Genomic DNA, 13,265 nt, shown 5'->3' on the forward strand with positions numbered 1-13,265 from the left:
AAGGCATTGATTGTAGAGAATGGTTGTTCCCTTATCAAAATCAATAACGCAGCATAAAGCGTTTCTAAACCAGCCCTTGGGTAAGACTGAGCAAATCATACTCTGCGTTACATTTCTTTTTCAGGGAACAACCCTTAATAAAAAAATGTGCCTTGATTATGAATCGCTCAGACTTACTGAAACGAGCATCTTCAAGTGGAACGGTTATAACTCTTTAAAACGAAATATTAATGATGCCAATAATCTTTAATTCGTTCAACCAACATATAATTCACAGGTATTAATAACAGCGTAATGAAGGTAGCAAATAAAATACCAAAACCTAGTGAAACAGCCATCGGAATTAAAAACTGTGCTTGGGTCGACTTTTCAAAAAGTAATGGCATTAAACCAATAAAGGTCGTTAAACTGGTTAGCATTACCGGTCTAAAACGTGATGCGCCAGCCGTTAATACAGCTTCCATTAAATCATTTGTTTCTTCGCGCTTTTTATTGATAAAGTCGACTAATACTAATGAATCATTCACAACAACCCCTACTAATGCCAACAAGCCTAATAAGCTCATGATGCTTAAATCCACGCCCATAATCCAATGCCCTACTACCGCACCAATCATGCCAAATGGAATAATACTCATGACAATGATAGGCTGTAAATATGATTTAAATGGAATAGCCAGTAACACATAAATAATGAAAAAGACAAATACAAGTGCCCAGCCTAAAGAACTAAAAGATTCTCGTTGTTCTTTTGCTTCCCCTTCTAATGAATGTTTAACGCCTGGGTATTGGTTAATCAATTCATCTAAATAGGTTTTTAAATCCGCTTGCAGCACGGTCATATTAGTATTATCTTTATCAATATCGGCAGTAACATTAACGGTGCGATACAAGTCAATACGCTTAATAGTTGACGGACTTTGCCCCGGAATTAAGGTTGCAACATGTGATAATGGTACATTGCCACCAAGGGGTGTCTTGATTAGCATATTTTCTAAATTTGCAATTGTACTACGTTCTTCTACTGGGAAACGCACCATAACTCGAACGTCGTCACGTCCACGCTGAATACGTTGAACTTCTGCACCATAAAATGCATTACGTACTTGCTTTGAAATATCAACACGTGTTAAGCCAAGTGCATGTCCTTGCTTCGTTAGCTCGATATTTAATTCTTCTTTACCGTCAGACAAGGTATCTTCAATTTCAAACACCGTTGGATAAGTCGCTAATCGAGATTTAACTTGTTCGGCCACGTTCTTTAATGTCTCTAGTGAGCTTCCAGATAACTGAACATCGATAGGACTAGATGAACGCCCTGTTTCAGCTCTAAAAGTTAGACTTTCTGCTCCAGGAATTACACCAATAAGTTGCCGCCATTCTCTAACTAATTCACTAGAGGTAATATCCGAGTCTCTTTGTTCAGCGGGTGTAATTTCAAAACGTGCACTTCCTGAGTTCGTTACTCCTCCTCGACCTCCAGTGGTTGCTAATATATTAAGAATAACACTTTCACCTGTTTCTTCGTCCCGATATTTATCTTGCATCTCTTCAGCTTTACTCGCAATATCAACCACAAATTTATTGGTTACATCAAAAGGCGTTCCAACAGGAAGTGTTAAGCTCATTTGAACGGTATCGCTCGGAATACGAGGAAAAAATATAAATTTACTCCAGCCACTCATAACCAAAGCAATAATGATAAAAAATACGCCAGTAAATAAACTTAACGTTGTTAATTTATGCTTCAAAGCAACGGCGAGTAAGGGTTGATAGTAACGTAATATAATTCTTTCAAAACCATCAGCAAAGCTACGCTGAAAACGTTCAAGTTTACCAGGCTCAGCTTGTTCTTGACGTAATTTGATACCTTTTAAGTGAGAAGGTAAAACAAACTTAGATTCAATTAATGAAAAAATTAACACAGGAATAACCACTACGGGTATTTGAGCAAAAATAGGCCCTCGATTTCCTTCAATAAAAGCAAGTGGTAAAAAAGCTGCCACCGTCGTTAATATACCAAAAGTAACCGGTGTAGCGACTTCTTGTGTGCCGCGAATAGCGGCTTCAGTACCTGATTCCGATTTTTGTAAATGGGTATAAATATTCTCCCCTGTCACAATGGCATCATCCACCACAATGCCTAAAACAAGAATAAAGGCGAATAAGCTCATCATGTTTAAGGTTATGCCCAAAAATGGCATAACAATAAAAGCGCCCATAAAAGAGATTGGAATACCAACACACACCCAAATAGCAATTGAAGGTCGTAAAAATAACGACAACAAAGCAAAAACTAAAATCAACCCCTGCATCGCATTCGTTGTTAATGTTGAAACACGTGCTTTTACAATTTCAGAATCATCATCCCAATAACTTAGCTCATACCCATAAGGGAGGTTATCTTGGCGACTTTCTATATAGTTTTTTACTTTATCAGCAACATCTGTCGCGCTTTGTTGACCAATACGATAAATATCAATAAAAGCAGCACGTTTACCGTTAAAGCGTGTTCTTACGGGTGTTTCTTCAAAGTCATCTTTAATATTAGCAATATCATTAAGTTGCAGTATTGAACCATCGCTGTTCGTTTTAATGACAATACGAGCGAATTCATCTTTGCGATAAGCTTGCCCTTTGGAGCGAATAAGGACATCACCACCTTCTGTTTTAATATCCCCTGCTGATATATCGCTACTTGAATTACTAACTGCTGAAGAAACATCACTTAAACTTAAATTGTATTGCTGTAATTTATCTTGTGCTATTTCTATTGCGATTTCGTAATCACGAACACCACTAAGCTCTAGCTGAGTAACACCTGATATTTGTAATAAATCGTCACGAATTTGTTCAGCAAACTCTTTAATTTCTTTTTCACTATAAATACTAGAAATAGAAACGGAAATAACTTCTCTTTTTCGATCAGCCAAAGCAATAATAGGATTTTCTGCATCGACTGGAAAAGTATTGATCGCATCAACCCGCGATTTAATGTCTGCTAACATATCTCGAGCATCATAGGCTGAGTCAATTTCAACCGTTACAGAAGATGAACTTTCTGAAGAGCTGCTAATAATTCGCTCAATACCTTCTAAATCCTGTATTGCCTCTTCGATACGAATAGCAACACCTTTTTCCGTATCTTCAGGCGTTGAACCGGGCAAAGAAACACTGACCGTTATTTGATCCATTTCAAAAGAAGGAAATACTTCAAGGGGAATTTTGGCGGATAAACTAAATAAACCAAGAAATAAAATGGTTAACATTAATAAGTTAGCGGCAACATGATTACGAGCAAACCAAGCTATCATTGTTTGCCCTCCTTATTTCTCTTCTTTCTATCACTAGGGTTTCTTTTTCCATCCCCTCTATTGCCATTTCGTTGTTGTTTATTGAGTTTACTTTTAGCCGGTGCATTTGCTCCTGAAATCTCTACCGGTGTTCCAGAGCTAACCTGTCCAAGTGCTGTTAAGACCAACTCATCGCCTACAGACAAGCCTGATTCAATAATTGCATCTTTATCATTTTGCCAACGAATAGTAATCTCTTTTCTTTGTAGCACTGTTTCATCATCTATATTTTCGGCAATATAAACATAACTGCCTTGGTAAATTGAGCTATTAGGAATAACTAATGCTTGCTCTATCGTTTTACCAACAATGGCTGCATTAACATACTGACCAATTTTAATCGGTGCCACTTTACCTTTATTACTTATATCATAAGGATCATCAATTTGTGCAACAATGTATAGTTGTTGTGAGTTTTCATCAATTGCCCCTTCAGTACGAACAATTTCACCTTGCCAAGACTGTTTACCAATTAGGTCTGAAGTAATCTCAACACTAGGCCCCTGAATACGATTTCTAACAGAGCGATACTCTTCAGGTAAAGCAATAAAACTCAGTTCCTTATTATTGATAGGTAATCTTATTTCAACATAATCAATAGCATAAATATCTGCTAATTGAGTATTACTGGTAACAACACGACCTAAATCAACAAGCTTTTTTAATACTCGCCCTGCAAACGGTGCAACAATTTTTGTACGTTCTAATAATAGCTCTGCTTTGTCTAAATTAGCTTGAGCCGATAAAACCTCAGCTTGCGCAGCAGCTAACTGTGGTTCACGTAAAACAAGAACATTTGGTTGCGCGCCATTACCTAGGCGTTCCCAGTCAATCAATGCTTGCTTTGCTCTTGCTTCTTCTTCTAGTAAGGCTTGTTTTGCAGATAATAGGCTTGATTGAGTAATTTTTACTTCAGCACGATGATCTCGATCATCAAGTTGTACCAATACATCACCTTTTTCAAAAAAACCACCATCTCTAAACTGTGGACTCACTTCGTTTATTTCACCGGAGACTTGTGCGACGAGTACACTACTTGTTCTGGGTTGAACTGTGCCAAAACTATTAACAACGATAGGATATTGTTTTGGTTTTAACGCTAAAGTTTCCACGCTAATCTTTGCGACAGCGCTACTACCGCCTCGATTAGCTTCTGGTGGATTATTAATGATAATTTGAATAAGAATATAGGTAGCGACTAGAATCACTATTGGAATGATTATTTTTTTAACTTTTGAGGTTTGTTTTGATCTATTCATTGATTGACTTGTTGATTCGTTACTTAATTTAGTCATGCCTATTTTTCCTGCTCTTGTGCTTCTGTCGAAGGTGCTTGCGCAAAATTACCACCAAGGGCAACATGAAGATTTATTCGATTAGTAATTAATTGATTTTTAAGTTGAATTACCGTGCTTTGGGCATCGTAAGATCGGCTCTGTGCATCAAGTACAGTAATGTATTCCACTAAACCACTTTGGTATTGTTCAAAAGATAATGTTTGCGCTGCAATCGCATTTTCTTGTGCTTTAATCATCATTTGGTAACGTTCTTTTAAACTGGCTTCATAGGTGACCGCATTTTCAACATCTGCAAACGCATCATATAATGTTGATAAATATTCTTGTTCAGTTTGCTTTAAGTCTAAACGTGTTTTCTCTTCATTAGCTTCCAATCTGCCAGCATTAAATAATGGCATAGCTATATTACCGAGTAACGACCACCCCAAGGACGATGTGGATAGCAAATCGGAAATATTCGTTTGATTATCTGATAATGAGGCAGTAAGGCTAATACTTGGAAAGCGTTGTTTGTGCGCATAAGCTAACGCAGAATCTTTAGCAAGTAACTGGTACCAGCTAGCGACTAATTCTGGCTTTCTTGAGACTAAATCACTTGGTAAACCAACAGGAACATCTGAATCAAGCGAAGGTAATTCAGCATCAACAAACAATGCACCTTCAGGATACTGCCCTAACAACTGTTCTAATTTACGTATAGCGAGTGTTTGTTGAGTTCGCTGCTCTGATGTTCTAGAGAGTTCATTATTCACCTCATTTCGCGTTAAATAAACGTCTAATGCGCTGTTTAGTCCTTGTTGATAACCTGATTCAATAATCAATAGATTCTGCTGAATATCCTGACTACGTTGCTGATAAAGCGCTAATAATTGATTAGCTTCTATGACCGAAAACCACGCGGTAATAACATCAGCGATCAGTTGTTGCTTAGCTTGTTCAAATGTTGCTTTTTGTGCCATTAACTCTAAATTAGCTTGTCGATTAGCAGCAGATAACTTACCCCAAAGATCAAGCTCGTACTGTAAATCCAGATCTAAAGAGGCACTTGTATTATAAGTGCTTGTACTATCATCTGATACAGACTTACTGCGACTATTTTTTAATGATAAATCTAATGAGGGCCAGAGTTCACTGCCCGCTATAATCAAATCTTGCTCAAGAATAGCGATGGCCAATGCCTGCTGCTTTAATTGAAAGTTGTTATTTATTGCAATATCAACAAGCTGATGTACTTGCTCATTTTGTAATTGTTCAAACCAATTATCTGCTACGTCGGTTATTAATAAATTAGCCGACCATTGCGCAGGAACATTGGATTGACGAAGCTCCTCATCTACATGGTAAGTGGTGCTACACGAAAATAGCATCATACTCACTATTGAGATGTATAGAGGTTTTAAGCGGTAACCCATAAACGAAAAACCTTAATGTTATTAATTATCTTCCTATTCTAGTTCAATTGTGCCATTAATTTCTATGTACTTTACATAACATTACACAACCTCATAGCATAAACAGCACCATAGTTAGTCTAGAAAACCAAGTTAAAAGTAAAAGTTGTGCAAGGTAAATAAAGTGAATAATATTAAATAATTTCCATAAAAAAACCATTACCGCTTGACGCTAGTAATGGTTTTAAAAAGGGTCTGATTCAACAATCGTACTAACTAAATGTTTCTATAATAGATACATTTAGGTGAGTAAGTTAAATAAAGCGACCTAAAGTTTTCATATAACAGCTGTTACATAGGAATAATTTTATCATTAATTTTTAACTTTCCTTGCGCAAAGTTAACGATAAAACTTAGCTCTTCTTCCTTGAGAATAACGTAGCCTTCATCTATATACAAATCAACCATAGGCGTTAAGCCTAGTCCATCAAAAAAAGGCATAGGCGCTTTGCCTTTAGCATCTACTTTTACCGCCGGTATAATCGACATGAGGTTGGCAGCATCAAATAATTTTTCATCAATACTAATATGTACTGAGGATGCAATATTTCCTTGTTGAGTCTTAACACTAAAGTCTTCCACTTCAATAACAGGTTTATCGACTAATAACTTTTCAATTAATGCCGACAAGTTATCCATTACTTCAGGCGTAAACATACCCGCACCATCGACAGATAATTCAGCCAAAATAGTATTAATTTCTTGCATAACAACGATATTCAAATCACTAACAAGCAGAGTTAAGTTTGCATCTTCTAACTTTTGACCTTCATACTCAATTTTGTCAGCATTATATTTCATCGTCACTGTCATTAAATCATCATTTAATTTTGACACAGCGTTAATCAATAAATCATCAAGTGATAATACTGTCTTCGCATTTGTATTTTTCGCGGCAATTGAGTCCATAGAAAAATCGAACTCACCGGTAGAAATAGCATTACCTTGGAAATAATTACCCGCAATAAGTGTTTGATCGAGTGAAAATTTAACCTTACCTACGGTAAAGCTGCCATCACTTGTCACTGCAGTCAAACCTGACCAATTAAAGTCACCATAAAGTCGTTTGTTATCTTCTAGAGTAAAATCGCCAAACGCTTTAGCTGAGGTCACTTTATTACCATCGATTTCTTTCGATACTTCATCAATTACAATTTTGGCAACGACATTTTTAGAAAACGTTAACAAACCGCTTAAATGAATTTTATCATTAATAAACGTTTCAATTTCTTCGTCTAGCATTAATTTTTTGAAATTAATATTTGCCTGTGAATAACTTAAAGCAAGCTCGACACCGTCATCTGTGAAGATTACCGGACCAAATGCTAAGTCTTCTTTAACAATGAATGTGATATTTTCTAAACCTTCATCTTGTAAAGAGAATGTTATTTCGGTTTCAGCTTTCCCCGTAAACCATTCTCGAGTAATAGTTGATGAATTCACTGTAATCGCTTGGTTTTCGTTGAGCTTATTAACAAACGCTTGATGCTCAGACTCAACAACACTACCAATAAACTTTGGCGAAATTAAGCCAGCAATGATAAGTAATAAAATAATAATAAAAAGTTTTTTCATATAATTAATCCTTGGAGCTATTCCGTTAGGTTCAAAAAATCGTGTTAAATTTCAAGAGAGATAATTTTTAAGATGAACGTTGTCTAACCATTTCAAATAAACAAATACCTGTCGCAACAGATACATTTAAACTTGAAACACTACCGGCCATTGGCAGTTTAACTAACTGATCGCAATTCTCGCGCGTTAATCTACGCATACCTTTACCTTCAGCACCCATAACAAGTGCCATAGGGCCAGATAATTTCACATCATAAAGGCAGGTGTCAGTTTCGCCGGCCGTGCCAACAATCCACACTCCCATTTGCTGTAAATGTTTCATAGTGCGAGATAAGTTAGTTACTTGAATTAAGGGCACAGTTTCTGCTGCTCCTACGGCAACTTTACGTACTGTAGAAGTTATTTTTGCGGCATTGTCTTTAGGAACAACAATAGCTTGCACGCCTGCGGCATCAGCATTTCGCAAACAAGCGCCTAGGTTATGAGGATCTGTAACACCATCTAAAATAAGTAAAAATGGTGGTATACCACGTTTTTCTGTCGCACTAATAATATCATCTAAATCATTTTCGGTGAGTATTTTACCAGGTTTTACGCGGGCAATAACACCTTGATGTTGCTCACTGTCGCTTTTCTCGTCTAGCACACGTCGTTGTACCAATTGTGTAGCAATGCCATATTTACGTGCTAAGTTGATAATAGGTAACAGACGCTCATCGTCACGACCTTTTAATAACCACATTTCAATAAAACGTTCTGGTGCATGTTTTAATAATGCATTAACTGCATGAATACCAAACACTATTTCTTCATTCTTCGCCATTTTTTTACCTTAATTTCATTCAGCTATCGCTTGATAGACAACTTCATGGTATTTATTTTTTTACTGCGTTCTTTCGAGCATTTTTACCTGGACGCTTTTTTCGCTCGCTACGCTTCTTAGCTTTAGACTTCACTTTAGAGTTAACTTTTGTTTCAGTCTGTGTTTTGTTTGTACTTTTCGGACTGGGTTTCCGCTTACTTTTAGTTTTCCCTTTCAGTGCGCCTTTTTTTGCTGCGGCACTACCTTCCATAGCAAGGTCTATTTTCTTTTCATCTAAATTTACAGCCGCAACTTGTACCGTAACGACATCACCAACACGGTATTTCACACCTGATTTCTCACCTGTTAGACACATACGTACATCATCATAATGATAGTAGTCTTGACCTAGAGAGGTAATATGAACTAAGCCTTCAATATGTAGATCATGTAAGCGAACAAACATACCAAAATTAGTTACCGTGCTGATAACACCATTAAAGCTATCACCGACATGATCTTGCATAAATTCACATTTAAGCCAATCACTTACATCTCGTGTTGCTTCATCGGCTCTACGTTCGGTCATAGAGCAGTGTTCACCTAGCTCAATAACTTCTGCAAGTTTATAATCATAAGCGCCGGCATTAGCATCTTTTTCATCTTGATTTTGCGCTTCTTTAAGTAAAATACTTTTAATGACTCTATGAACAACTAAGTCTGGGTAGCGTCTAATAGGTGAAGTAAAATGACTATACGATTCTAAAGCTAAACCAAAATGGCCTAAATTATCACTTTGATAAACCGCTTGTCTCATTGAGCGAAGTAACATGGTTTGAATAAGATCTTGATCAGGTCGATCTGCAACTTTAGTCAAAATATCACAATAATCTCTTGGCTCAGGCTGATCCCTTTTAGGTATAGTAATACCAAGTTCAGACAAATAACTTACAAAGTTATTATATTTATCTTCACTGGGTTTATCATGGACTCGAAATAAACCTGGTTTGTTATGCTTTTCAATAAATTTAGCCGTAGAGACATTGGCTAAAATCATACATTCTTCAATAATTTTATGCGCATCATTACGAATAAGCGGCACAACACTTTCAATTTTTTTATCGTCATTAAATAAAAATAACGACTCTTCTGTTTCAAAAGCAATAGCGCCACGTTTAAGACGTGCATCACTTAATGCTAAGTACATACTTTTTAAGTTTTCTAAATCAGGTACCAATGTAGAATACTGTTCTCGAAGATCTTTTCCTTCCTGAGCTTGTGCATCGTCACTATTTTTAGTATCAAGTATCGCGGCAACTTTACTGTAGGTAAAACGTGCGTGTGAACGCATTACTGCAGGATAGAATTGGCTACCTGAAAGCTCACCGTTACTACTTACTGTCATTTCACAGACCATACAAAGCCTGTCAACATCAGGTTTTAATGAACATAAACCATTCGATAATTTTTCCGGTAGCATAGGAATAACTTGGCTAGGAAAATACACTGAATTACCACGAGAAATGGCTTCATCATCTAATGCTGTTCCATGACGAACATAATAACTAACATCAGCAATAGCAACCCATAAACGCCAACCGCCAGACTCTTCAGGCTGACAATAAACAGCATCATCGAAATCTCGTGCATCTTCACCATCAATGGTTACAAGCGGTAATTCTCGTAAATCTTTACGAGGTAGTTTTGCTGATTCTTCAACTTCATCAGCAATGGTAGCGACTTCGGCTTCTACTGTATGAGAAAAATGATGAGGTAAATCATGGGCACGTAAGGCTATTTCTATTTCCATACCGGGTGCCATATGGTCACCTAAAACTTCAATAATATTACCAATTGCTTGTGATCGTTTTGTAGGTCTTTGTGCTAGTTCAACCACGACCATTTGACCATGACGAGCGCCTAATCGAGCTTTTGGATCAATTAATATTTCTTGTTTTATTTTGCTATCTTCAGGCACTACACTGCAAACATGCTGTTGAACATTAAAACGACCAACAATAGGTGCTTTTCGAGGTTCAATAACATCAAGAATTTTAACTTCTTTTTTGCCTTTTCTATCAGTACGGTCAACTAAAATAGCTTGAACGATATCGCCATGAAATACCCGTTGCATTTCATAAGTCGAAATATAAAAGTCTTTGCCACGCTTATCTGATGAAGTTGTTTTTATATCTGGGTCATCGACGACAAGAAAACCAAAACCATCACGGTGACTTAGTACTTGCCCTGTTATTAAACTATTTTTTTCGGGTATAGCGTACTGTTTAAATTTATTAAAAATTAACTGCCCACTATTTTCCATTGCTCGTAATCGTCGCTTCAAACCTACCAGCAGATGATCTTCTTGATAGTTTAGTGTTTTAGCCAAGGTATTGTAGGTAGGCGGCGGTGAGCATTTTTCAATGATAGATAATAATAGCTCACGTGAAGCCACTGGCTTTTCGTATTTTTTTGCTTCACGTTTAGCATGGGGATCGTTTAGGGTCACAATAATGGATTACTTGTTATAAATAGAATAGGAATTGATTGTAGTCGAGTATAACATAAACTTTACAATCACAAGATAGAAAGTAAAAAGTTCATGTAACTAGGTATTTTTAACTTTTAGCTCGACTGACAATATTTATGTTAATTTGTGTAATCAGCTTTTTTAGCTGCATTGACTACCTTATCAGGCATTTTCATCGCTAACTGATTTTTAAATCGGGTAATTTTTTTATAAACAGTTTTATCGTCGGTAACTGCATGGTGAAGTTGAGAATATAGTTCAGGGTAATCTAATGGGCTACCATAACCTTGATTATAGATACCGGCTAAACGCATTTGTGCAGCAAGATTATTCATTGAAGCAGCAGCTTTTAGAAAGATAATAGCTTGATCAATATCTTTCTGCATAAATTTACCTATATGGTAATAGCGCCCCATTTGCTCAAGACCTTCAATCAAACCTTGATCAGCAGATAAACGCATGAAATGTATGCCTAGCTCAATATCTTTTTTAACACATACACCATAAGCCAGCATATCACCCCACAAGAATTGATAAGAAGGCATTTTAGATATTACCGCTCTAGCTTCGATATCTTGCACCAATTGACATTCATCTAATACCACTTGGCCTAAATGTTTATTTTCTTTAATTAGATCTAATAACTGATCATCACTATAAATTTGTACAGCTGATAAATTTTCTCCGTGTGCTAGTGGTGTTAAAAAGCACATATAAATAAAAAGAAGTACACGCATATAATAATCCTAAAATAGTAGGCAAGAAGCATTCACCTTAAAGTTATCGGCAAGAAAATACAAAACTAAATAATTATTTACATAAGAAATAACGATGAAAAGAGCCAAAAGTTTTCATTAATTTATTCTTTAACGTATTTTGGTGTTAATTTATAACAACATATGAATTGTGAAATAGTAAAAAACTAGCTAGTATCAGAAAAAGAATTAAAACCTTCTTTAGTGTAATGGATCGGCTTAAAACTAATGATTATAGAAATACAGCTTAGTGAGTTAAATGTTGGTCACTTTGTCACGGATATAGCGAAGCAAAATGGAAACTTTTCATTAAGTGCGCCTGGACATATAAAAAGCATTAACGTAATTCATCATCTAAAAAGTAAACAGGTTATATCTGTATTTATCGATGACAGTAAAACGCTAACCTCTGCGAGTAAAAGCAAGGCTGAAGTTAGTGCGGAAGTAAAACAAGCAATAGAAATATTTAATGAATCGAAAGACATTCAAAAAAAACTATTTGCTGCAGCCTTAAATGGCTCTGCTGTAGATTTACAGTCAGTTGTTGATGTGACCAACAAGTCAGTAGACGCTATTTTTAACAGCCCAGACGCTTTAGCCTGCATGATAAACATTCGTGAAAAAGACGAATACTTATTAGAACATTCTGTCGCCGTATCTGTGTACATTACTATTTTTGCTTATCACTTAAAAATGAATAAGAAAGTCGTTCATCATCTTAGCATTGGCGCTTTTTTACATGACATTGGTAAAATAAAAATTCCTGATGAAATATTAAATAAGCCAGGTAAGTTAACTGATGAAGAGTTTACTATTATGAAAACTCATGCCAACCACTCTATTGACATCATCAAGAAAACCCCAGGTATTAGTAAACTGAGTTTAGATGTTGCCGCATTACACCATGAAAAATTAAATGGTGAGGGTTACCCATTTCAAGTTGAAGGTAAAGATATTCATAAATATGGCCGCATGATTGCAATTTGCGATATCTTTGATGCATTAACGGCAAACCGTTGTTATAAAGATGGCTTCTCTCATACAAAATCATTCAATATTTTGCGTGAACTGGTTAAAAGTAATCATCTTGATGGTGAATTAGTCGAGCAATTTATTCAATGCATTGGTGTGTTTCCTACGGGGACACTTGTACAATTAGAGTCTAAAAAACTTGCAGTAGTTGAGCAACGTAATAGCAATGATTTAACAAAGCCTAAAGTGAAGTCTTTCTATAGTGTAAAGTTAAATCAATACCTGAACACCCAAGATATTGATTTAGCAAAAACGGATGATTTTATTGTTAAAGGCGTAAGAGCAGAAGACTTTGATCTTGATATGAACACTATAATTACAATGCTATTAATGGAAGGTTGATTTTAATGGCCTATAAAGCTTAAAATCTACACGCTTACTCCTAAAAGTTTGTTTAACTAACAGGTTAAGCATAATTAATAAGTTAATATGCAAGTTCATTGGTAATCACCTCTTTAACTTCATCATT

8 protein-coding genes are annotated in these 13,265 nt (G+C 36.1%); 1 reads left to right on the forward strand and 7 read right to left on the reverse strand.

Annotation, left to right across the window (positions count from 1 at the left end):
* Positions 1 to 227: 227 nt before the first annotated feature.
* The 7 genes from GQS55_RS16740 to GQS55_RS16770 all read right to left on the reverse strand — a co-directional run bounded on the left by GQS55_RS16740 (position 228) and on the right by GQS55_RS16770 (position 11,746).
* Positions 228 to 3,314 (reverse strand): efflux RND transporter permease subunit, encoded by a 3,087-nt coding sequence (locus GQS55_RS16740; RefSeq protein WP_159821574.1) that lies wholly within the window; start codon positions 3,312 to 3,314, stop codon positions 228 to 230.
* Positions 3,311 to 4,648 (reverse strand): efflux RND transporter periplasmic adaptor subunit, encoded by a 1,338-nt coding sequence (locus GQS55_RS16745; RefSeq protein ID WP_328698881.1) that lies wholly within the window; start codon positions 4,646 to 4,648, stop codon positions 3,311 to 3,313. Before GQS55_RS16745 ends, GQS55_RS16740 begins: the two co-directional genes overlap by 4 nt.
* Before the next feature lie 2 nt (positions 4,649 to 4,650).
* Positions 4,651 to 6,063, reverse strand: coding sequence for an efflux transporter outer membrane subunit (locus GQS55_RS16750; protein ID WP_159821575.1), 1,413 nt, complete (start codon positions 6,061 to 6,063; stop codon positions 4,651 to 4,653).
* Between the two features lie 330 nt (positions 6,064 to 6,393).
* Positions 6,394 to 7,677 carry a DUF945 family protein gene (locus tag GQS55_RS16755; RefSeq protein WP_159821576.1) on the reverse strand — a complete coding sequence of 428 codons (1,284 nt, stop codon included), beginning with the start codon at positions 7,675 to 7,677 and terminating at the stop codon, positions 6,394 to 6,396.
* A 67-nt stretch (positions 7,678 to 7,744) separates the two neighbouring features.
* The gene (rlmB, locus tag GQS55_RS16760; RefSeq protein ID WP_159821577.1) at positions 7,745 to 8,500 is read right to left on the reverse strand and encodes a 23S rRNA (guanosine(2251)-2'-O)-methyltransferase RlmB; all 756 of its coding nucleotides are present in this window, start codon (positions 8,498 to 8,500) and stop codon (positions 7,745 to 7,747) included.
* A 52-nt stretch (positions 8,501 to 8,552) separates the two neighbouring features.
* A complete protein-coding gene (gene rnr, locus GQS55_RS16765) occupies positions 8,553 to 10,988 on the reverse strand; it encodes a ribonuclease R (RefSeq protein WP_159821578.1) in 2,436 nt (811 codons plus the stop codon).
* Positions 10,989 to 11,128: 140 nt separating this feature from the next.
* Positions 11,129 to 11,746: a tetratricopeptide repeat protein gene (locus GQS55_RS16770; RefSeq protein ID WP_159821579.1), complete on the reverse strand. Its 618-nt coding sequence runs from the start codon at positions 11,744 to 11,746 to the stop codon at positions 11,129 to 11,131.
* Positions 11,747 to 11,992: 246 nt separating this feature from the next.
* Between GQS55_RS16770 and GQS55_RS16775 the strand changes: the two genes are divergently transcribed.
* The gene (locus GQS55_RS16775; RefSeq protein WP_159821580.1) at positions 11,993 to 13,138 is read left to right on the forward strand and encodes an HD-GYP domain-containing protein; all 1,146 of its coding nucleotides are present in this window, start codon (positions 11,993 to 11,995) and stop codon (positions 13,136 to 13,138) included.
* The last annotated feature ends 127 nt before the right edge of the window (positions 13,139 to 13,265 follow it).

It is taken from the genome of Colwellia sp. 20A7 (genome assembly GCF_009832865.1).
Classification (GTDB): Bacteria; Pseudomonadota; Gammaproteobacteria; order Enterobacterales; family Alteromonadaceae; genus Colwellia.

Excerpts from the sequence above, each read along its gene's own strand:
- GQS55_RS16775 (WP_159821580.1), top strand. The coding sequence starts at position 11,993 with ATGATTATAGAAATACAGCTTAGTGAGTTAAATGTTGGTCACTTTGTC.
- GQS55_RS16750 (WP_159821575.1), bottom strand. The coding sequence starts at position 6,063 with ATGGGTTACCGCTTAAAACCTCTATACATCTCAATAGTGAGTATGATG.
- GQS55_RS16745 (WP_328698881.1), bottom strand. The coding sequence starts at position 4,648 with ATGACTAAATTAAGTAACGAATCAACAAGTCAATCAATGAATAGATCA.
- GQS55_RS16755 (WP_159821576.1), bottom strand. The coding sequence starts at position 7,677 with ATGAAAAAACTTTTTATTATTATTTTATTACTTATCATTGCTGGCTTA.
- GQS55_RS16770 (WP_159821579.1), bottom strand. The coding sequence starts at position 11,746 with ATGCGTGTACTTCTTTTTATTTATATGTGCTTTTTAACACCACTAGCA.
- GQS55_RS16740 (WP_159821574.1), bottom strand. The coding sequence starts at position 3,314 with ATGATAGCTTGGTTTGCTCGTAATCATGTTGCCGCTAACTTATTAATG.
- rlmB (WP_159821577.1), bottom strand. The coding sequence starts at position 8,500 with ATGGCGAAGAATGAAGAAATAGTGTTTGGTATTCATGCAGTTAATGCA.